This window comes from Rhabdothermincola salaria, assembly GCF_021246445.1.
GTDB lineage: Bacteria > Actinomycetota > Acidimicrobiia > Acidimicrobiales > Acidimicrobilacustridaceae > Rhabdothermincola_A > Rhabdothermincola_A salaria.
The window spans coordinates 69827-91150 of record NZ_JAJQXW010000002.1 but is presented as its reverse complement, the minus strand read 5'-3'; the positions used below and the strand labels follow the sequence as shown (position 1 = coordinate 91150).

19 protein-coding genes are annotated in these 21324 nt (G+C 71.9%); 13 read left to right on the top strand and 6 right to left on the bottom strand.

The features are described from left to right. The first annotated feature begins 59 nt into the window (after positions 1-59). From LUW87_RS09710 to LUW87_RS09695, 4 genes are all read left to right on the top strand, one after another. Entirely contained in the window at positions 60-1922 is a 1863-nt protein-coding gene (locus LUW87_RS09710) for a glycoside hydrolase family 15 protein (protein WP_232670978.1), read from the top strand. 282 nt (positions 1923-2204) lie between these two features. Continuing rightward, on the top strand, positions 2205-4925 hold the full coding sequence (locus tag LUW87_RS09705; protein ID WP_232670977.1) for a cation-translocating P-type ATPase: 2721 nt from the start codon (positions 2205-2207) through the stop codon (positions 4923-4925). A 62-nt stretch (positions 4926-4987) separates the two neighbouring features. Next, positions 4988-5908: a M48 family metalloprotease gene (locus LUW87_RS09700; protein WP_232670976.1), complete on the top strand. Its 921-nt coding sequence runs from the start codon at positions 4988-4990 to the stop codon at positions 5906-5908. Further along, complete coding sequence (locus LUW87_RS09695; RefSeq protein WP_232670975.1) at positions 5908-6318, top strand: PGPGW domain-containing protein; 411 nt, start codon at positions 5908-5910, stop codon at positions 6316-6318. Before LUW87_RS09700 ends, LUW87_RS09695 begins: the two co-directional genes overlap by 1 nt. A gap of 63 nt (positions 6319-6381) precedes the next feature. Here LUW87_RS09695 and LUW87_RS09690 read toward each other — a convergent pair whose 3' ends face one another. Together LUW87_RS09690 and LUW87_RS09685 are read right to left on the bottom strand one after the other, a co-directional pair. Next, positions 6382-7110: a maleylpyruvate isomerase family mycothiol-dependent enzyme gene (locus LUW87_RS09690; protein WP_232670974.1), complete on the bottom strand. Its 729-nt coding sequence runs from the start codon at positions 7108-7110 to the stop codon at positions 6382-6384. Between the two features lie 31 nt (positions 7111-7141). After that, positions 7142-8440 carry a class I SAM-dependent methyltransferase gene (locus LUW87_RS09685; RefSeq protein ID WP_232670973.1) on the bottom strand — a complete coding sequence of 433 codons (1299 nt, stop codon included), beginning with the start codon at positions 8438-8440 and terminating at the stop codon, positions 7142-7144. Between the two features lie 171 nt (positions 8441-8611). Between LUW87_RS09685 and LUW87_RS09680 the strand changes: the two genes are divergently transcribed. From LUW87_RS09680 to LUW87_RS09670, 3 genes are all read left to right on the top strand, one after another. Beyond that, positions 8612-10321: a sensor domain-containing protein gene (locus tag LUW87_RS09680; RefSeq protein WP_232670972.1), complete on the top strand. Its 1710-nt coding sequence runs from the start codon at positions 8612-8614 to the stop codon at positions 10319-10321. A gap of 91 nt (positions 10322-10412) precedes the next feature. Then, positions 10413-11645: an amidohydrolase family protein gene (locus LUW87_RS09675; RefSeq protein ID WP_232670971.1), complete on the top strand. Its 1233-nt coding sequence runs from the start codon at positions 10413-10415 to the stop codon at positions 11643-11645. 32 nt (positions 11646-11677) lie between these two features. Beyond that, positions 11678-12145 (top strand): MarR family winged helix-turn-helix transcriptional regulator, encoded by a 468-nt coding sequence (locus LUW87_RS09670; RefSeq protein WP_232670970.1) that lies wholly within the window; start codon positions 11678-11680, stop codon positions 12143-12145. Positions 12146-12170: 25 nt separating this feature from the next. Here the strand turns inward: LUW87_RS09670 and LUW87_RS09665 are convergent, their stop codons facing one another. Then, on the bottom strand, positions 12171-13085 hold the full coding sequence (locus LUW87_RS09665) for an SDR family oxidoreductase (protein WP_232670969.1): 915 nt from the start codon (positions 13083-13085) through the stop codon (positions 12171-12173). Positions 13086-13088: 3 nt separating this feature from the next. Continuing rightward, on the bottom strand, positions 13089-13871 hold the full coding sequence (locus tag LUW87_RS09660; protein WP_232670968.1) for an enoyl-CoA hydratase/isomerase family protein: 783 nt from the start codon (positions 13869-13871) through the stop codon (positions 13089-13091). A gap of 133 nt (positions 13872-14004) precedes the next feature. On the opposite strand from LUW87_RS09660, the gene LUW87_RS09655 reads away from it, so the two are divergent. Further along, positions 14005-14337, top strand: coding sequence for a hypothetical protein (locus LUW87_RS09655; protein ID WP_232670967.1), 333 nt, complete (start codon positions 14005-14007; stop codon positions 14335-14337). A gap of 61 nt (positions 14338-14398) precedes the next feature. Here the strand turns inward: LUW87_RS09655 and LUW87_RS09650 are convergent, their stop codons facing one another. Next, positions 14399-14818, bottom strand: a complete 420-nt coding sequence (locus tag LUW87_RS09650) for a Zn-ribbon domain-containing OB-fold protein (protein WP_232670966.1) — start codon at positions 14816-14818, stop codon at positions 14399-14401. After that, the gene (locus tag LUW87_RS09645) at positions 14815-15978 is read right to left on the bottom strand and encodes a thiolase family protein (RefSeq protein WP_232670965.1); all 1164 of its coding nucleotides are present in this window, start codon (positions 15976-15978) and stop codon (positions 14815-14817) included. Before LUW87_RS09645 ends, LUW87_RS09650 begins: the two co-directional genes overlap by 4 nt. A gap of 133 nt (positions 15979-16111) precedes the next feature. Between LUW87_RS09645 and LUW87_RS09640 the strand changes: the two genes are divergently transcribed. The 5 genes from LUW87_RS09640 (at position 16112) to LUW87_RS09620 (ending at position 21305) form a co-directional block, all read left to right on the top strand. Further along, complete coding sequence (locus tag LUW87_RS09640) at positions 16112-17065, top strand: alpha/beta hydrolase (protein WP_232670964.1); 954 nt, start codon at positions 16112-16114, stop codon at positions 17063-17065. A gap of 131 nt (positions 17066-17196) precedes the next feature. Next, complete coding sequence (locus tag LUW87_RS09635; RefSeq protein WP_232670963.1) at positions 17197-18387, top strand: amidohydrolase family protein; 1191 nt, start codon at positions 17197-17199, stop codon at positions 18385-18387. Continuing rightward, positions 18387-19685: an amidohydrolase family protein gene (locus LUW87_RS09630; RefSeq protein ID WP_232670962.1), complete on the top strand. Its 1299-nt coding sequence runs from the start codon at positions 18387-18389 to the stop codon at positions 19683-19685. The genes LUW87_RS09635 and LUW87_RS09630 overlap by 1 nt, the downstream gene beginning before the upstream one ends. A 38-nt stretch (positions 19686-19723) precedes the next feature. Continuing rightward, complete coding sequence (locus LUW87_RS09625; protein ID WP_232670961.1) at positions 19724-20467, top strand: class II aldolase/adducin family protein; 744 nt, start codon at positions 19724-19726, stop codon at positions 20465-20467. Between the two features lie 79 nt (positions 20468-20546). Further along, positions 20547-21305, top strand: coding sequence for an SDR family oxidoreductase (locus LUW87_RS09620; RefSeq protein WP_232670960.1), 759 nt, complete (start codon positions 20547-20549; stop codon positions 21303-21305). Positions 21306-21324: the final 19 nt, after the last annotated feature.

Sequence of the window (21324 nt, the reverse complement as noted above, 5' to 3'; positions counted from 1 at the left end):
ACCCCTCCGGTGTCGATCCCGGCTCCGTCGGCGCGGGACGACGATGCCAGGCTCTCGGAATGGCCCCCATCGAGGACTACGCACTGATCGGTGACGCGCGCACGGTCGCCCTGGTCGGCAAGGACGGCTCCATCGACTGGTGGTGCGCACCTCGCTTCGACTCGGCGGCCTGCTTCGCGGCCCTCCTGGGCGGACCCGAGCACGGTCGCTGGCGCATCGCCCCGACCGACGAGGTGGTGGAGGTGACGCGCTGCTACCGCGAGGACACCCTGGTGCTCGAGACCACCTTCACGACGGCGACCGGCCGAGCGATGGTCATCGACTTCATGCCCCGCCACGACCTCGAGCACCCGTCGATCCTGCGGATCGTCCGTGGCCTCGAGGGTGAGGTCGCCTTCCAGAGCGACATGGCGATCCGCTTCGACTACGGATCGCTGGTGCCCTGGGCCCGGCGCCACGACGGGGGCATCGAGGCTCGCGGCGGCGCCGACGGCGTGGTCTTCCACGCATCCGTGCCGACCCGGGGCCACGACATGACCAGCGTCAACACGTTCGGCGTCGATGCCGGCCACGAGGAGACGTTCGCCCTGGCCTGGTTCCCCTCCCACGAGGACCCTCCCGGCTTCCCTGCCCCCGACGAGGCGCTGGCGTCGACCGAGCAGTGGTGGCGGGACTGGGCCGGCGCCTGCCTCGACGTCGGGCGGTGGAGCGGCGCAGTGCGCCGATCGCTCATCACCCTCAAGGCCCTCACCTACGAGCCCACGGGCGGCATCGTGGCCGCCCCCACCACCTCGCTGCCGGAGTGGATCGGGAGCGTGCGCAACTGGGACTACCGGTACTGCTGGCTGCGCGACGCCACCTTCACCCTCGATGCCCTCGTGGAGTGCGGCTACGACGAGGAGGCACTGGAGTGGAGCGAGTGGCTGCGACGGGCCGTGGCGGGCAGCCCCGAGAAGATGCAGATCATGTACGGCGTGGCCGGGGAGCGCCGCCTGACCGAATCGGAGCTCGACTGGTTGCCCGGCTATGAGGACTCGACGCCCGTGCGCATCGGCAACGGGGCCCACGGCCAGTTCCAGCTCGACGTCTACGGCGAGGTCATGGACATGTTCCTCACGACCTCGCGCGCCCTCGACCGACCGCTGCCCCCGGACGCCTGGGCGCTGTCGCGCATGCTGGTCGAGCACGTGGCCGAGGTGTGGCGCCGGCCCGACGACGGCATCTGGGAGGTGCGGGGCCCGCAGCGGCACTTCGTGCACTCCAAGGTGATGGCCTGGGTGGCCATCGACCGGTGGGTGAAGCTCTGCGAGGAGGCCGAACGCCACGACGGCCTCGACCGTTGGCGAGCCCTGCGCGACGAGATCCACGCCGAGGTGTGCACCGAGGGGTGGAACGACGAGGTGGGGGCCTTCACCCAGTACTACGGCTCCTCGGCCCTCGATGCGTCGCTGCTCATGTTGGCCCTGGTGGGGTTCCTCGAACCCGACGACAGCCGCATCGTGGCCACCATCGAGGCCATCGAGCGCGACCTCCTCGTCGACGGCTTCGTCCTGCGCTACCACACCGACGTCATCGTCGAGGAGGAGGACCTCGACGGACATGACAACCCCCACGGAACGGTCGACGGCCTGCCCCCCGGGGAGGGCGCCTTCCTCCTCACCACGTTCTGGCTGGTGGACAACCTCGTCCTCATCGGTCGCGCCGACGACGCCGAGCGCCTCTTCGAGCGGCTGCTGTCGTTGCGCAACGACGTGGGCCTGCTGGCCGAGGAGTGGGAGCCCGACAGCCGGCGCCAGCTGGGCAACTTCCCACAGGCGTTCTCGCACATCGGTCTGATCAACTCGGCCGTCAACCTGCACCGGGGGATGGAGGGACCGGCGGCCCACCGCAGTGGCCGCACACCCTTCCGCCACCCCGGATGACGCCCCTTCGGTCACCTCTCGTGCGCCGCGGCGCCGGGGTGGGTGTCGACCGCGGCGGGGTTGGGGCATACTGCCCGGCAGTGAGGGGAGTACCCCGTCTCGATGGTGTCGTCATCACGGCGCCGGCCTCGGTCGGCACCCGGTGCCATCGGCCTTCACGGGTGGGGGAGACCTCCGGTCGCATCGAACAGGCCCGTCGGGTCCGTTCAAGCCACGTCACCACCTGACCGGAGTCCGTAGATGCCCGATCCCACCCCGTCCGCCTCGACCGAGGGCGGGTCCGTGTCCGTCGCCGAGGCCACCCCGCCGGACTGGCACGTGCTGGCCGCCGCAGAGGCGGCGGAGCGGCTGGAGGTGGACCCCACCGTCGGTCTCTCCTCGGCCGAGGTCGTCGAGCGCACCGCCCGCTACGGACCGAACCGCCTGGCCGAGACGCCCCCGCGGCCGCGCTGGAAGCTCTTCCTGGATCAGTTCCGCAGCGGCATCGTGGTCCTGCTGGCCGGTGCCGCGGTGCTGGCCGCCGTGTTCGGGGACCTGAAGGACCCCATCGTCATCGCCGTGGTGCTGTTGATCAACGCCGTCCTCGGCTACACGCAGGAGGCCAAGGCCAGCAACGCCCTCGCCGCCCTCGAGGAGATGCTGATCTCGCGGGTGCGGGTCCGTCGGGACGGGGAGGTGCGCGAGGTCGTCACCGACGACCTCGTCCCGGGCGACGTCGTGCTCCTCGAGGCCGGCGACCGGGTGCCCGCCGACGGCCGCATCCTCATGGCCGCCAACCTGTCCGTCGACGAGTCGGCCCTCACCGGCGAATCGGTGGCGGTGGAGAAGGACGGGTCGGTGGCCCCGGGCCCCGAGGTCCCCCTGGGCGACCGCGTCGGGTCGCTGTACATGAACACCACGGTCACCCGGGGCCGGTCCGAGATGGTCGTCACCGCCACTGCGATGGACACCGAGATGGGCAAGGTGGCCGACCTCCTCAACGCCGCCGAGGTGGGCGACACTCCGCTGCAGCGCCAGCTCGACGGCCTCACCAAGCGGCTGGCGGCCATCGCCCTGGTCGCCGTGGGGTTGGTGTTCGCCCTGCAGATGATCCAGGGAGAGACGTTCGGTGACGCGGCCCTGGGCGCGGTCGCCCTGGCCGTCGCGGCCATTCCCGAAGGGCTCCCCGCCGTGGTCACGGTCACCCTGGCGGTGGGCATCTCCCAGATGGCCAAGCGCAACGCCATCGTGAAGCGTCTGCACTCGGTGGAGACGTTGGGGTCCACCACCACGATCTGCTCGGACAAGACCGGCACCCTCACGCTCAACCAGATGACCGCCCGCGAGGTGGTTCGGGGTGGTCGTTCGTGGGCCGCCACCGGCGAGGGGTACCGCCTCGAGGGTGGGTTCGAGGACCCCGACGGGAGCACGGCCGACCCCGCCGAGCTGACCGAGACCCTCGTGCCCGCCGCCCTGTGCGCCGATGCCGTGGTGCGCACCGATGGCGACGGAGAGCCGGAGGTGGTGGGCGATCCCACCGAGGTGGCGCTCGTGGTCGTGGCCGCCAAGGCGGGGATCGACGTCGACGCCCTGCGTGAGGCCCGCCCCCGGCTGGGCGAGGTGCCGTTCGATTCGGCCACCAAGTTCATGGCCACCTTCCACCGGGCCGAGGACGACGACGACGCCGTCGTCGTCTACGTCAAGGGGGCCCCCGACGTGGTGCTCGAGCGCTCGACGGCGTTCCTCGACGGCGACGGATCGGTGCGCGAGCTCGACGACGAGTCCCGTTCGGCCCGCCACGCCGACAACGGCCGGATCGCGTCGGAGGGCCGACGGGTTCTGGCCGTCGCCTCGCGACGGCTCGCCGCATCGGAGGTGCTGGGGCCCGACGGGCAGGTGGCCGACCCCGACCGGTGGATCGACGAGTTGGTGTTGCACGCCCTCGTCGGCATCGTCGACCCGCCGCGGTCCGAGGCCCGCGACGCCATCCGGTTGTGCCACCGGGCCGGCATCGACGTGAAGATGATCACCGGCGACCACGCCAGCACCGCCGGGGCCATCGCCGCTGACCTCGGCATCGAGGGCCGGGTCGTGACCGGCGACGACCTCACCGCCATGAGCGACGACGAGCTGGCCCAGGCGATCGAGGGGATCGGGGTGTGCGCCCGGGTGTCGCCCGAGCACAAGGTCCGGGTGGTGAAGGCCCTCCAGGCGCGGGGGCACGTCGTGGCCATGACGGGCGACGGCGTGAACGACGCCGCCGCCCTGCGCACCGCCGACATCGGCGTGGCCATGGGCATCACCGGCACCGAGGTCACCAAGGAAGCCGGCGACATGGTGCTCACCGACGACAACTTCGCCACCATCGTCGGGGCGGTCGAGCGGGGCCGCACGATCTACGACAACATCGTGAAGTTCGTCCGCTTCCAGCTGTCGACGAACCTGGGCGCCATCGGCACCATCCTCACGGCCAGCCTCATCGGGTTGCCCGTGCCGTTCACGCCGATCCAGGTGCTCTGGGTGAACATCATCGCCGACGGCCCACCCGCCATGTCGCTCGGCGTCGATCCGCCCGCCCCCGGGGTCATGGACCGCCACCCGCGCCGGAGCGACGCGCCCATCCTCTCGCTCAGCCGGGTCGTCCGGTTGCTGTTCTTCGCCGCGGTGATGACCGTCGGCACGCTCGGCCTCTTCGTCTGGGCCCGCGAGGCCTACGGCGAGGCGGTCGCCCTCACCATGACGTTCAACACCTTCGTGCTCTTCCAGATGGTGAACGCCTTCAACGCCCGCACCGAGCACCGCAGCGCCCTGACCCGCTATGCCTTCAGCAACCCCAAGCTCTGGGCCGCCATCGGCGGCGTCGTCGCCCTCCAGGTGATGGCCACCGAATGGGATCCGGTCCAGCGGCTGTTCGACACCGAGACGTTGTCCGTCGCGCAGTGGGGCCTGTGCATCGTGGTGGCCCTGACCGTGCTGGTCGCCGAGGAGCTGCGCAAGCTCGTGGCGCGGTGGATCGGGCGCTGACAGGGGCCAGAATGGAAGAAGCAGAGTTCCGGTACGACCGCTCGAGAGGAGCCGTTCCCACGATGTTCGATGCCAGCACCAACCCCGGTGGTGGAACCGGCCGCAAGGTCGACAGTCGGGTGATGGGGGCCGGCAACATCGCCAAGACGGCGGTGCTGCTGGCGGCCATCGGCGGGCTGCTGATCGTGATCGGTGGCCTCCTCGGTGGCACCACCGGCGCCGCCATCGGCCTGGCCATGGGCCTCGGCATCTGCGGCGCGTCCTACTGGAAGAGCGACGCCTTGGCGGTGCGCTCGGCCGGCGCTGTACCCATCTCCGAGGCCGAGGCCCCCCGTCTGCACGAGGCGGTGCGCGAGGTGGTCGCGCGGGCGGGCACCCCGATGCCCCGGGTGTACTTCATCGACTCCCCCCAGCCCAACGCCTTCGCCACCGGCCGCAACCCCCAGCACGCCGTCGTCGCCGTCACCCGCGGGTTGCTCGACATCACCGACCGCGACGAGCTGATGGGTGTGCTGGCCCACGAGATGGGCCACATCCGCAACCGCGACATCCTCATCGGCTCGGTGGCCGCCGCCATCGCCATGGCCATCAGCTTCGTGGCCAACATGGCCATGTGGGCGTCGATGTTCGGCGGTGGTGGCGACGACGACTCCCCCAACCCCTTCGCCCTGCTGCTCATGGCCCTGTTGGCGCCGGTGGCGGCCGGGCTGTTGCAGATGGCCCTGTCCCGCTCACGTGAGTACGAGGCCGACCGAGCCGGCGCCGAGATCATGGGCGACCCTGAGCCCCTGGCCCGAGCCCTGCTCAAGCTCGAGGCCGTGGCCCAGCAGACCCCGGTCCACGTGAACCCGGCCCAGTCCACGGCCTACATCGTCAACCCGCTGCGGGGCCGGGAGGCCAAGGCCGCCCGTTGGTTCATGACCCACCCACCCGTCGAGGACCGGGTGGCCCGTCTCCGCTCGATGCAGGTCGGCGGGCTCTGATGGCCGACGACGAGCCGGGTCGACCGCACGGCCACCACGAGCACCCCCGGCTCGAGGCCCTCGAGGAGGCGGCGTTGGCCGCCGAGATGGAGACGGGTCGCCGCGAGGAGACCCGGGCCGAGGCCAAGCGCAGCCTGCTGCGGCGTCTGGGCCGGATGACCGCCGGGTCGTTCCTGTGCGTGCTCGGGCTGGTGCTGATGGTGCTGCCGGGTCCCGGGCTCCTCACCCTGGCCGCCGGCCTGTTGATCCTGTCGGTCGACGTGCCCTTCGCCGCCCGACTCCTCGAGAAGGTGCGGGCTCGCTTGCCGGCCGACGCCGACGGCAACGTGCCCCGTCACGTCGTCGTCAGCGGGGTGGGGGTCAGCGTGCTGGCCCTCGGGGCCAGCATGTGGTGGACGTTCCTGCGCTGAGCCCTGCCACCGAGCCGACCGGCCCGCGACGGCGGTCGCCGCCGTCGAGGCGTCCACCGGCCGTCAGGGGACGAGCTGGGTCCAGGCCTCGAGCAGCGCGGTGTCGCCGAAGCACTCGAGCCCGACGTCGGCCGGGTCGGCCCGGTTCCACGCCCACAGGAACATGCCCGCCGCCGGGCCGCGAACGGCCAGGTCGCCCTTTTCGTGGTCGCGGCTGACTGCGAGCGCGCCCTCCTCGAGGCGCAGCGTCCACTCGCCCGCCTGGTCGGTGCAGTGGAGGTGGATCGAGCCGTTCCAATCGGGCTTCTTGAGGCCGACCATCATGGGGAGCATGACCGTGACCAGCTCGTCGATGCCGTCGGCGGCCTGATCGGAGGGGACCGGGTCGGCGTCCTGGCCGGCGGTGCGCTGGGCGTCGATGCGGTGCACCGTGGTCTCGTGGGCCATGCGGCGCGGCCAGAACGCGTTGGTCCCGGACCCGCTGGTGAAGTTCCACGAGCGTCCCTCGGGGTCGGCGGCCTCGAGGGTGAGGCACAGCGCGTCGAGGGCGGCGCGGAACTGGGCGAACAGCCGGTAGTCGTCGTCGAAGCGGGGGAACTCGCTCGACGGGGGAGGGCTGTCGGCGCCGGTGCGCACCACCGCCTCGGTGCGCTGGTGCACCTTGGCCGTGTGCTGCAGCAGGCGGCGGACGTCCCACCCGGGGCAGGCGGCGACCGGCGTGTCGAGGCCGGCGGCCTCGGCGGCCTCGACGAGAGCGGTGCCCTCGCGGCGGATGGTCTCGACGTGGTCCATGCGCCGTTTCTACCAGTGAGGACCGCCGTCCTCAGAAGCCGGGGCGCCAGGGCATGCCGCTGGCGCCGCGGCTGCCGGGCTTGACGGCCAGGACCTGGTGGACCTGGACGCCGCCGAGGGCGAAGTTGAGCGCGCACGCCGCCATGTAGAGGCGCCACACCCGGGCCCGTCCCTCGCCCACCTCGTCGACGGCGTCGTCCCAGTTGGCCTCGAGGTTGGCCACCCAGGCCCGCAGCGTGAGGTCGTAGTGCTCGCGGATGGACTCGAGGTGGCGCACCTCGAAGCCGTTGTCCTGCAGGAGCGACACGACGACGCCGACCTCGTGGAGCTCGCCGTCGGGGAACACGTAGCGGTTCATCAGAGGGCTGTCGATGCGGGAGGTGAGGTCCGACCCGACGGCCGTGGCCAGGCGTCGGCGGAGGGCCTTGGCCCGTCCGAGGGGCGACTCGCCCTGGGGGCACCCGGGACGGGCGATGGCGTGGTTCAACAGCCGGCCCTCCGGCCGCAGGAGCCGGAACAGGGTCGTGTTGTACTCCTCGATGCGCCGCCGGCCCACGTGCTCGAACATGCCGATCGAGCTGACCGCGTCGAAGGGGCCGTCGCTGACGTCGCGGTAGTCCTGGAGGCGGATGTCGACGAGGTCGTCGACGCCGGCCTCCTTGACCCGCTCGCGGGCCAGCTCGGCCTGCTCGGTGGACAGGGTGACGCCCACCGCGGAGACCCCGTGGTTCTGGGCGGCGTGGATGACCATCGAGCCCCAGCCGCAGCCCAGGTCGAGCAGGCGCATGCCCGGCTCGAGGGCCAGCTTCTGGCACACCAGCTCGAGCTTGGCCGCCTGGGCGGCCTCCAGCCCGGCCTCGGGCGACTCCCAGACCCCGCAGGAGTAGACCATCGACGGTCCGAGGACCATCCGGTAGAACTCGTTGGACACGTCGTAGTGGTGGGAGATGGCGGCCCGGTCACGCCCCCGGGTGTGCAGCCCGCCGCGCAGGCGGACCTCCTCGGGGGGTGGTGGCGGGATGCGCCACAGGTCGGCCCCCGCCGCCGCCAGCAAGCCGGGCACGGCCTTGGGGTCGGGACGCAGTCCGGCGTCGACTGCGGTCTCGAGCAGGGCGAAGATGTCGCCCTCGAAGTCGACGTCGCCGCTCACGTAGGCCCGCACGATGCCGAGCTCCCCGGGTCGTTGGATGAGTCGGGCCAGGGCGCGAGGGCGGCGCACCACCAGGGTGCTGGCGGCGTCGGCGGGCCCGGCCGCGCTGCCGTCGTACGCCTCGATCCGCACGGGCACGGCGCCGCCGAACAACGCTGAGATCTGGTTCGCCACCCTCATGGGCGTCACCTCCTTGTCAGCCGTTGGGAGAGATTTGACCAAATCCGTGGCCGGCTCGCTCGGATTTCTCGTCGTCCCCCGTCGACTGGGCAAATTCTCCACCTCGCGCTCAACCTCCGCCGTCGACGCGACGATGACTCTTCGGTGACCGAGGAGAGGCTGCCTACCGGAGTGTCCGGTCTCGACGTCGACGTGCTGATGACGGCGATCGAGACAGCCGAGTCGTTGATCGTGGTGACGGATGCCGGGGGGTCGATCCTGTGGGCGAACCCCGCGTGCGAGCGGATCCTGGGGTGGTCCGTCGACGAGCTCGTCGGGCGCAGCGCGCTCGACTTCATGGCGTGCGACGAGCTCGACGAGGTCCTCGACGAGCACCTCAGCTTCCTCGACTCGGCGGAGCCTCGACGTCAGATCCGCCGGTGGCGCACCCGGGACGGAGGTGAGCGATCCATCTCGTTCACCCGGACGGGGGTCCGCGATGACACCGGCGTCGTTCGCCGGGTCGTGGCGACCGGTGTCGACGTCACCGCGGAGCACGTGGCCCGGGCCGCCCTGCTGGCCAGCGAACGGCGCCACCGGGCGCTGGTGGAGCACGCCTCGGACGTGGTGGTGGTCATCGACGACCGCGCCGTCATCACCTACGTCAGCGCCTCCGCCGAGACCCAGCTCGGATGGACGCCGAGCGAGCTCGAGGGCCGATCGGGGTTCGACCTCGTCGCCGAGCAGGACCGTGAGCTGGCTCTTCGGTCGTTCGACGAGACCCTGTCCGAATTGGGTCCGACCGTGCCACGCGAGCTGCGCATCGAGGACCGCTTCGGGCGCCCGGTCCTGATGGAGGTGGTGGCCAACAACCGCCTGCAGGACCCCTCGGTCGAAGGGGTGATCCTGCACATGCGCGACATCACCGAGCGACGCTCGCTGGAGGTGACGTTGAGCACGGCGCAGGAGCGCTTCCGACAGGCGTTCGCCAAGGCGCCGACCGGGATCGCCCTGGTGGACCTCGACGGGCGCTTCCTGGAGGCGAACCGGGCGCTGGCCGACATCCTCGGCCGCGAGCCCGCGGATCTGAGCCACCTGAGCTTCCAGGACATCACCCACCCCGACGACCTCGGAGCCGACCTCGACTACCTGGATCGGCTCCTGAGCGGACGGATCCCCGGCTACCGCATGGAGAAGCGCTACCTGCGGCCCGACGCCACCGTGGTCTGGTGCCTGCTCAACGTGTCGGTGCTGCGCGACGCCGAGGGCGCCCCCCAACACCTCCTCGCCCACGTGGAGGACATCACCTCGCGCAAGTCCCTCACCGAGGAGCTGGCCCACCTGGCCCACCACGACGGGCTCACCGGCCTCCCCAACCGCACCGCCGTGCACACCCGGGTCGGCGAGTCGCTGGCCCGCCGCCACCTCCACGAGGTCGGTGTGCTGTTCCTCGACCTCGACGGCTTCAAGGACGTGAACGACACCTACGGTCACGACATCGGCGATCGCGTCCTGTCGGTGGTGGCGCGCCGGCTGGCCGACGCCGTCCGGCCGACCGACCTCGTGGGTCGGGTCGGCGGGGACGAGTTCGTCGTGGTCTGCGAGCCGGCGTCGGCGACGATCCTGCAGAGCATCGCCGAGCGGATCGGCACCGCCCTGGAACGCCCCATCGAGCTGGCCGGCCTGCCGGCGATCACGACGGGGGCGACGGTGGGTCTGGCCGTGGCCGACCCCGTCGACGACACCGCCTCGTTGCTGCGTCGGGCCGACGAGGAGATGTACCGGGGCAAGGCCGGTCGCCGCCCGCCGACCCGCCGGCCGGACCCTCCGAGAGCCGGTCCGACAGCCGGTTCGCCGGCCCGTCCGACCGCGCCGCGGGTGTGGGCCCGAACTAGCGCTTGACCTAGTAGCTTTGGGCAAAGATAGTATGGGGGGGACCTGGTCTCCCCGACGCCGTCGGGCGGACCCGGGCCCGACGACCCTGGAGGACCCTGTGAGCCTGCTCCCCGACGTGACCCCCGCCGAGCACGAGCTGCCCGACATCATCTCCGTCGACGACCACGTCCTCGAGCCCAAGGACCTCTGGCAGCGAGAGCTCCCGGCGTCGATGCGCGAGCGCGGCCCGCGCACGGTGCGCGAGAAGGTCAAGCTCACCTTCACCGGCGGGCACTACGGCTTCGAACGCAACGCCGACGACGGCCAGTGGTGCGACGTCTGGCTGTTCGACGACCTGGCCGTGCCCACCGGCTTCCTGCACGCCCCGGCGGGCACCCCGCGGTCCCAGCAGCGCAACGTGCCCGCGGTCTACGAGGACTTCCGCCCCGGCACCTACGACCAGGCCGCCCGTCTGGCCGACATGGACACCAACCACGTCTCGGCGGCCATCAACTACCCCAACATCTTTCCGCGCTTCGCCGGCCAGGGCTTCGCCGAACGGCCCGACAAGGACCTCGCCGTCACGTCCCTGCGCATCTACAACGACTGGATGATCGACGAGTGGTGCGGCGGTGCCGGCCAGGGCCGGTTGATCCCGCTCACGCTGGTCCCCCTCTGGGACCCGCAGCTGGCGGCCGACGAGGTGCGCCGCTGCGCGGCCAAGGGCAGCCACGCCATCGCCTTCAGCGAGAACCCCTCCAAGCTCGGGTTCCCCTCGCTCTACAGCGGCGAGTGGGACGTGCTCTGGACGGCCTGCGAGGAGACCGAGACCACCGTGTCGATGCACATCGGCTCGTCCTCGTCGATGCCCACCACCTCGCCCGACGCCCCGCTGGCCACCTCCATGTCGCTGTACGCCCAGAACGCCCAGGGCTCGCTCGCCGACTGGGTGTTCTCGGGCACCCTCGGTCGTTTCGACTCGCTCAAGATCGCCTTCGCCGAGAGCCAGGTGGGCTGGATGCCGTTCCAGCTCGAGCGCATGGACAGCGTCTGGCGCGACGGCGTGGGCGGGGTCGACCTGCCCATCGCCCCGAGCGAGCAGGTGCGGGGTCGGGTGTTCGGTTGTGTCTTCGACGACCTGCACGGCCTCAAGTGCCGCGCGGACGTGGGCGTCGAGCAGATCCTCTTCGAGACCGACTACCCCCACTCCGACGGCACCTTCCCCCACTCCCGCAAGGTGGCGCGCGACCTCTTCGCCGCGGCCGGCATGGACGAACAGGCCTGCTACGCCGTGCTGCGGGGCAACGCCATCGCCGCCTACGGGCTCGAGCGGTTCGGCATCACCGAGTAGTGGGGGCCGTAGGCGTCGAGCGCAGCCCTGACGTGATCGCGTCCCCGGACCCTGCGCTCGACCTGCCCGAAGGCGACGACGACCTGCTGGGCCACGTGGTCCGACTCGAGATCCTCGTCGGCCAGGTGCTCGACCGCATCACCACCGCGCACGGCATCAGCGCGGCCGACTACCTGGTGCTGGGCGTCATCCGCCGTTCACCCGAGCAGCGCAGCGCTCCCACCGCCATCTGCGACGTGCTCGGCCGCACGACCGGTGGGATGTCGTTGACCCTCGATCGCCTCGAGCGGGCCGGTTGGATCCGGCGGCTGCCCGATCCCTCCGATCGACGCCGCATCGTGGTCGAGGCCACCGATGCGGGGTTGGCCCTGGCGACCTCGGTCAACGCCGACCTCCACGGCTGGGAGTCCGCCCTGGGGGTCGACGCGGTGGAGAGGGTGTCGCTGGCCGGTTCGCTGGCCCGGCTCACCCACCTGATCGAGGCCCACCCCCACCCCTGACCCCTCCGGGTCGGGGATGGACGGGTCATCCCAGGGAGAAGGGGTCCTTGCCCATCTGGTCGCGCACGGTGACCACGGGTGGGTTGGTGAGCGTGCGGCGCTGCCAGTTGGCCCCGTCGACCACCAGGGTGTGGCCGCTGATGAAGCGGGCGTAGGGCGAGGCCAGGAAGGTGGCGGCCCAGGCCAGCTCGCGAGGTCGCCCGACCCGCAGCGCCGGCTGGCAGGCGTCCTTGTCGTTGGTGCGCGCCAGGTTGCCCTGGATGTCGGCGGTCATGTCCTCGTGGGGCATGAGGCCGGGCACCAGGCCGTTGACCTGGATGCCGTAGGGGCCCCACTCGACCGCCAGGGTCTCGACCATGTTCTTGACGCCGGCCTTGGCCGCCGCCGAGTGGGCGAACCCCGGTCCACCGGTCCAGGCGTAGCTGGCGCCGACGTTGACGATCGACCCCGGGGTGCCGGCGTCGAGGTGGCGGCGGGCGAACTCGCGGGCGCAGAAGAACGTGCCGTTGAGGGTGATGTCGACCACCGTGCGCCAGGCATTGGGCGACATGTCCTCGGCCGGCACCGGGAAGTTCGCCGCCGCGTTGTTGACGAGCACGTCCGGGAGGCCGAAGGCCTCGACGGCGGCGTCGAACGCCGCCGCGATCTGCTCGGGGTCTCGGATGTCGCAGCCCACGGTGACGACCGGGGCCCCCAGCTCGGCGATGCGCTCGTGGCCGGCCTCGAGGTGCTCGGGCTTGCGGCTGGCGATCACGATGGAGGCGCCGAGGCGGGCGAACTCGGTGGCGATGGCCGCCCCCAGCCCGGTGCCGCCGCCGGTGACGAAGACCACGGTGCCGTCGTAGGTGCCCTCGGGGAGGGCCGACGCGCCGAGCGGTGGCGCGTCGGGGAGGCCGGGGGCGGGCGTGGGCGCGGGCGGGGTGGCGTCGGTGTCGGTCATGGGTCAGCTCCCCGTGTAGCGAGGCTCGCGGCCCTCGGCCCGGGCGGCGCGGAACTCGGCGAAGTCCTGGGACTGGTTGATGAAGGTCTGGTAGACGAGCTCATCGGCCATGGAGGTGCGGATCTCGGGTTCGGCCAGGTGCTGGATGACGCGCCGGGCCATCTTCACGGTGACCGCCGGGGCGGCGGCGACCTTCTCGGCCATCTCCCGCGCGGTGGCGTCGAGGTCCTCGGGGGCCACGATCCGAGACACGATGCCGAGGGCCAGCGCCTCCTCGGTGCCGAGGGGGCGGCCGGTGAGCACCATGTCGCTGACCACCCCGGGACCGCACATCTGGAACAGGCGGCCCATGCCGCCGGTGTCGGGGATCACCCCGTGGCCCACCTCGGGAAGCATGAACCGGGCTCCCTCGGCCGCGATGCGCACGTCGCAGAGGAGGGCCCGCTGGAACGACCCGCCGATGGCCCACCCCTGGATGGCCACGATGACCGGGGCGTCGAGGTCGAACAGCTGCTGGATGCCCTTGTGCCCCCGGGTCATCAGCTCGTGGTGGGTGAGCTCGGTCTTGTTGGTGCCGATGGCCGACACGTCTCGACCCGACGACCACGAGTGGCCCTCGCCCCGCCAGATGACGGCCCGGACGTCGGTGCGCTGACGCAGCTCGCCGAGGATGGCGAACAGCTGGGCATCCATGTCGTCGGTGAAGGCGTTGCGCTTCTCGGGGTTGTCGTTGGTGATGGTGGCGATCGCACCGTCGATGTCGAGTCGGACCTGTCCCGCGGCCATGTTCCCCCTGTCTCGCGACCCGGTTCCTCCGGGGCGCCCGGCCACTGTACGCGCCCGGCCCGCGACGGTCGCCGGGACTCCTGCCCGGTGGTGAGCGGTGCGGGATGGACACCCCGGGGGGTATAGTGGTTGCATGGCGACCGACGCTCCCCACCGCACCTCGTCGCTCCCGGTCGTCGACGGCCTCGTCGCCCCGGCCGCGGAGACGGTCGCGCTCGAGCGCCACGGCCGCCGGTGGTTGCTGTGGTCGTTCCTGTTGTGCCCCTGCCACCTCCCGCTGAGCCTCGGCGTGCTCGCCACCGTGCTGGCCGGCACGTCGGCCGGAGCGCTGGTGCGCGACCACGCCTGGGTCGCCGGCGGTGTGCTCACGCTCACCTGGGTGCTGGGCACCGGCTACGGGTTCCACCTCATCCGCCGGGCCCAACGCTCCGGCGGCGCCTGCCCGTCGCGACCTCGCCGCACCTGACCGCCCCGGAATACTCCGTCACCGCGCCGCCGGTGCGGGCCGACCACGCCCCGACGGACGCTCAGCGGCGCGGGGCGACGTAGGGGAGCTGCACGCCCCCGCCCACGGGGTGGAACTCCACCTCGACGGCCATGCCCACCTGCGGTTCGGTGTGGTCGACGCCGACGAGGTTGCTCAGCAGCTCCCACCCCTCCTGCATGGTCACGATGACCGGGGCGTAGGGCACGACGAAGTCGGCGGTCGGGGGTCGCCACACCACGGTCCAGCTGTAGACCTCACCGAGGCCGGACGACTGCTCCCACGTGAGTGACCGGGACGTGCACACCGCGCACATCACCGCCGGGGTGTGGGTGGCGGCCCCGCAGTCGCGGCAGCGCTGGAAGCGCAGCTCGCCCCGGGCGCACCCCTCCCAGTAGGTCTCGGAGAACTCCGACGGGGTGGGCAGGGGGATGCCTTCGGGTTGGGGGACCAGCAGGGTCACGGGCGCTCCTTGCCGAGCAGCATCACGTCGTTGAACAGCGCGCCGGAGCCCCCGCCCGAGCACATGGCCACCTCGGCGTCGGCCACCTGCATGGTGGCGCACTCGCCGCGGAGCTGGTGGACGCCACGGATCACCCGTTGCACCATCTGCACGGCGCCGCCGCCGTGGCTGAACGACAGCAGCCCTCCGTCGGTGGTGACCGGCCAACGTCCTCCCGGCTCGATGGCGCCGGAGAGCACCAGGTCGGCGCCTTCGCCCTCGTCGCAGAAGCCGAACGCCTCGAACTGCCGGATGATCTCGAAGCTGAAGGGGTCGTAGAACTCGCACACGTCGACGTCGTCGGGTCCGAGACCGGCCATGGCGAAGCTCTGGGCGGCGGCGCGGCGCCCCACCCAGCCGGCCACGGACCCGTCGCGCCCGGGGAGGTCCCAGGAGGGCGGGTGCTGGTAGGCGGGACCGACGTGGTCGGTGGTGCCGCCGAGGATCCACACCGGGGCACGGGCCGCTGCCGTGGCCCGGTCGGCGCGGGCCAGCACCAGGGCCGAGCCGCCCTCGGAGTTGATGGCGCAGTCGAGCAGGTGGAAGGGATCGGCGACCATGCGGCTGTCGAGGATGTCCTGGTCGGTGTACGGGCCGCGACCGGCGAAGACGGCCGCCGGGTTCACGTGGCCGTTGTTGCGGATGGTCGCCGCCACGTGGGCCAGGGCTTCGGGCGGCGTGCCGTAGGTGTGCATGTGGCGGCGAGCCATGAGGGCGAACTCGGCGGCGGTGAACATGCCGAACGGCAGCACGTACTCGTTGGTGGGCCGGGTCCACGGGGCGGTGGCGGAGCGGTCGCGGTAGGACCCGGCGCCGCCGGTGGCGTAGAGCACCACCGAGGCCAAGCCGCAGGCGATGGCCATGGCCCCGTCGAGCAGGGCGGGGATGCCGAACCCGGAGGTCGAGCGCCACATCGGCCCGCCACGCGACTGGTAGAGGAAGTCGGCGGTGGTGGGACCGACCACGCCGTCCACGTCGCCGGGGGCGAACCCGGCGTCGTCGAGGGCGCCGAGGGCGGCCTCGAGCGTGATGCTGCGAGCGTCGTGCCCCTCGAGCACCTTGGCCTGGGCGGTGTTGTGCACGCCGACGATGGCGACGTCGTGGAAGGGATGGCTGGCCATGGTCCCCCAGGTAGTGGTGGCGGGTCCCGGCGACCGGGGCCCCGGAGCCTTCCTACCATGGCCGCTGCGGCCGCTCTCGCCATGGCCGCTGCGCCGCTGCTGCCGGCGGCACACCGACTCTGAGGGGGCACCCGTGACCGACACCGACGCCGACGCGAACACCGACGCCACACCGGGGAGCGGTGAGGTGGCGCGCACCGACGTGGCCTTCAGTGCCACCGACGGCACGGTGCTGCGGGGGTGGCTGTACCTGCCGGCCACGGCGGCGGACGGTCCGGTGCCCGGGGTGGTGATGACGCACGGGTTCTCGGCCACCCGGCGCATGGGCCTGGCCGGCTTCGCCGAGGCGTTCGCGGCCACCGGGCTGGCCGTGCTGGTCTACGACCACCGCAACCTGGGCGACAGCGACGGCGAACCCCGAGGCGAGCTCGACCCCTGGGCCCAGATGCTCGACATGCGCGTCGCCCTCGGTTGGCTGGCCGACCGTGCCGAGGTCGACGCCGACCGCCTGGGCCTGTGGGGGTCGAGCTTCAGCGCCGGCGAGGCCCTGTGCGTGGCGGCCGTCGACCGGCGGGTGCGCGCCGTCGTGGCCAACGTGCCCTTCGCCGGCATCGGCGACGCCGCCGACCTCGACCCCGAGGTCGCCCGGGCTCGGTTCGAGGGCATCCGGGCCGCGCTCGAGGGCACGGTGTCGCCCGCCGTCGAGGTCACACCGGAGGGCCCGGTGGTGCGCGAGCCGGGGAGCGACGTGCCCGGCTTCCTCGACGACGCCGACTCCGCCGAGTGGTTCCTCGGTCGGGGACCCGACGCGGGGTGGGCGAACCGGTTCACCATGCGCTACGCCACCGACGTGGTGTTCGACCCGGCCGTGTGCGCCCCACGCCTCGACGGCACCCCCGTGCTGATGGTCGTGGCCACCGACGATCGGGTGGCGGCCACGGCTGTCGCCCTCGACACCTACGAGCGGGCGTCGGAGCCCAAGCAACTCGAGATGGTCGAGGGCCACCACTTCTGCGCCTACGACGGCCCCCAGCACCAGCGGGCGGCCGCCGTGACCGCCGACTTCCTGGGCCGTCACCTCGGCTGACGACCAGCCGTCGCCGGCCCCCCACCCACCCGCGGGGGGAACGCCGGGCGAGCAGCCCTGGGTCGACGGGCAACGCAGGGCCCGGTCGTGCGATGGTGGTCGGGCGACGTCGGCCGACCGTGGAGCCCCGCATGACCCTCGAACTCGACCCCGAGCTGTTCCTGCCCGAGCCCGAGCCCCGTCCGGTGCGCTACACGATCATCTCGGTCGACGATCACGTGGTCGAGCCCGGCTACCTGTTCGAGCGCTACCTGCCCGAGGGCCTCCAGGAGCGGGGACCCCAGATCGTGGCCAACGCCAACGGCCAGGAGGTCTGGCACTTCGAGGGCCAGGTCTTCCTCCAGGTGGGCATGAACGCCATCGCCGGCCGGCGCAAGGAGACCGTCAAGCTCGAGCCCTCCCGCTTCAGCGAGATGCGCCCGGGCTGCTACGACATCGAGGCCCGCATCCGCGACATGGACATCGCCGGGGTCTGGGCCAGCCTCAACTTCCCCTCCCAGATCACCGGGTTCTGCGGTCGGGTCTTCTTCGCCGCCCAGGACGTCGAGGTCGGCCAGGCGTGCACCCGGGCCTGGAACGACTGGCTCCACGACGAGTGGTACTCGGCGTACCCCACCCGCATCGTCCCCGGCGGCATCGCCTACCTGGCCGACCCTCAGGCGGCGGCCGCCGAGATCCGCCGCAACGCAGATCGCGGGTTCACGGCGATCAGCTTCCCCGAGCGGCCCCACAAGATCGGCCTTCCGTCGCTGTGGGACCGCGACCACTGGCGCCCCATCATCGAGGCCTGCGTCGACACCGGCACGGTCATCTGCCTGCACGTGGGCAGCTCGGGGGTGCACGAGGCGCCGCCGGGTGCTCCCAGCCTCCAGCTCGGCGCCACCCTCTTCGGCTCCATCTCGCTGGTGTCGGCCGCCGAGTGGCTGTGGTCGGGCTGGGCCGTCGAGTACCCGGACCTCAAGATCGCCATGAGCGAGGGCGGCATCGGCTGGGTGGCCATGCTGCTCGACCGCCTCGACAACATCATCGACCGCTCCGGGTACGGCCTGGGCTGGGACGTGCGCCCCGCCGACGTGCTGCAGCGCAACTTCTGGTTCTGCAGCCTCGACGACCCGAGCACCATCGACACCCGCCACCGCATCGGGGTCGAGAACATCATGGTGGAGACCGACTACCCCCACGGGGACGGCACCTGGCCCGACGTGCAGGACGTCATCCACGAGGCCTGGGGCCACATCCCCGACGACGAGCTGCGGATGATGTGCAGCGAGAACGCCGCGAAGCTCTTCCGCCACCCCCTGCCCGAGAGGACCCTCCCGTGATGCGTGCCGAGGATCTCATCCTGATCAGCGTCGACGACCACATCTGTGAGCCGGCTGACATGTTCGAGGGCCACGTGCCCGAGAAGTACCGGGAACTCACCCCCGTCGTGCGCGACGAGAAGGACGGGGCGGTGCAGCAGTGGTACTACGGCGACATCCGGGGGCGGAACCTCGGTCTGAACGCCGTGGCCGGCAAGCCGCCCGAGCTCTACAACGTCGACGCCCTGCGCTACGAGCACATGCGGCCGGGCTGCTACGACGTCGACGAGCGGGTGCGCGACATGAATGCCGGCGGACAGCTGGCCGGCCTCAACTTCCCCAACTGGACGGGTTTCGCCGGCCAGGTCCTCAACCAGGGACCCGACGCCGACGTCAACGAGGTCATGATCCGGGCCTACAACGACTGGCACATCGACACCTGGTGCGCGGCCCACCCCGAGCGCTTCATCCCCCTCGGCCTGGTGCCCTACTTCGACGTCGAGCGGGCGGTGGCCGAGGTGCAGCGCCTGGCCGACAAGGGCTGCCACGCCATCACCTTCCCCGAGAACCCCGAGCCGCTCGGGCACCCGTCGCTGCACACCGACCACTGGGACCGGCTCTTCGCCACCTGCCAGGACCTGGGCACGGTCATCTGCATGCACATCGGCTCGTCGGGCAAGAGCGCCTTCACCTCCCACGACGCGCCGGCCAGCGTGCCCATGACGCTCTCGGGCATGAGCTCGGCCTACGCCGCCGGCGACCTGGTCTGGGGGAACTGGTGGCAGCGCTTCCCCGACCTGCGCTTCGCCCTGTCCGAGGGCGACATCGGCTGGTTGCCCCACTTCCTGCAGCGGGCCGACCACGTCTACAAGCGCCACCACGGCTGGACCCAGGCCGAGATGCCCGAGGGCCGGCTGCCGTCGGAGGTCTTCCTCGAACGCACCTACGTGTGCTTCATCCAGGACCCGGTGGGCGCCGAGCTCATCGGGCACCTCGACGAGGACATGGTCTGCTGGGAGTCCGACTACCCGCACTCCGACTCGACCTGGCCCAACGCCCCCGAGTTCCTGATGGAGACCATCGACGCCGGGCTCACCCAGGAGCAGGCCGACAAGATCCTGCACGGCAACGCCATGCGGGCCTTCCAGTTCGACCCCTTCGCCGTCCGGCCCCGTGAGCGCTGCACCGTCGCCGCCCTGCGGGCCGAGTCGCCCGACGTGGACACCGTCACCCATGTCGGTCGCCGAGCCGACGAGCGCGACCTCGAGACCTGGCGCACCTACGCACCGCCGGCACCGGCCACCGCCGGCTCTCGCTGAGCGAGCCGCCACCACCGCCGATCGACCGAGGAGCCACCATGGCCTTCACCCCGACCGCCGAGAAGCTGCTGCCGGACGTCACGCCCCGCGAAGAGCTGGCGCTGCTGGCCCGGGCCCTGTGGCGCGAGGGGTACAACGACCACCTCGCCGGCCACATCACCATCAACCAGGGCGACGGCACCCTGCTGTGCAACCCCTGGCTGATCACCTGGGACGAGCTGCGGCCCGAGCAGGTGATCCGCATCGACCTCGAGGGCAACGTGGTCGAGGGCGACTGGCCGGTGCCCCTCGGGATCCCCCTGCACCTCGAGCTGCACAAGCTCCGCACCGACGTGGGGGTGGCCATGCACAGCCACCCGCTCTACGGCACCGTGTGGGCCGACATGGGCGAGGTGCCCCCGGCGCTCGACCAGAGCTCGAGCCTCGGCGGCGGCGAGCTGGTGCTCGTCGACGAGTACGAGGGCGCGGTCGACAACGCCAATGCGGCGCGGGCGGCGGTGGAGGCCATGGGCGGCGCCGAGCTGGCGTTGCTGGCCGGCCACGGCGTGTTCGTGCTCGGCTCCACCGTGCGGGCCGTGCACCAGCGGGCGGTGGCGCTCGAGCAGCGCTGCCAGCGGGCCTGGCACGTGCGGGCCGCCGGCGGGGAGCTGCGCACCTCGCTGCCGGCCTCGTGGCTCGACCGCATGGCCAAGAGCGACGGCAACGGCTTCATCGGCTTCTGGGAGGCCATGGTCCGCGCCGAGCTGCGGGCCGATCCCTCACTCCTCGACGGAAGGGCCTGACCCGCAGCGCCGCGTCCCGGCCGACCCCCTCGGGACGGGGACGTATATTGCATCCAACCGAGCGCACCGAGGGGGAGACATGGCGCAGTCGTTGTCGCTGGACGGGGTGAGGGTGCTGGTCGTCGGGGCCTCGTCGGGCATCGGGCGGGCCTACGCCTCGTGCGCCCACGCGCTCGGCGCCGAGGTGTGCGTGAGCTCGCGACGGGCCGACGCCCTCCAGGACCTGTGCGACGAGCTCGGCGCCGGTCACGTGGTGGCCGCCGACGTCACCGAGCCCGGGAAGGCCGAGGAGGTCGTCGCCCGGGCCGTGGCGCTCATGGGCGGCCTCGACGTCGTGCTCTACTCCGCCGGCTTCGCCACGCTGCGACCCCTCCGTGAGACCCAGGTCGACGACTGGACGGCGGCGTACCAGGTGAACGTGGTGGGCCCGTCGATGGTGGCCCAGGCGGCCGTAGAGGTGCTCTCCCCCGAGGGCATCGTGTCGTTCATCTCCTCGGAGTCCGCTGGTGAGGTGCGCTGGGGCCTGGCGCCCTACGCGTCATCCAAGGCGGCCCTTGACACCGCCATCCGGTACTGGCGCCACGAGCACCCCGAACGCCGCTTCCAGCGGGTGATCATGGGGGCCACCATGCCGACCGGGTTCGGCGACCTGATGGGCGCCTCCGAACACCTGGCGACCGCGCTCGAGCGCTGGGCCGCGGTGGGCATCTCGGGCACCGTGATGCACGTCGACGACGTCGGCCGTCAGCTGGCGGAGATCACCGCCTTGATGCTGGCGCACCCCGAGATCGACGTGCCCGACATCTACCTCGACCCACGAGGCGAGGCCCTGCGCTGAGGGGCGCCCCACCCGGTCG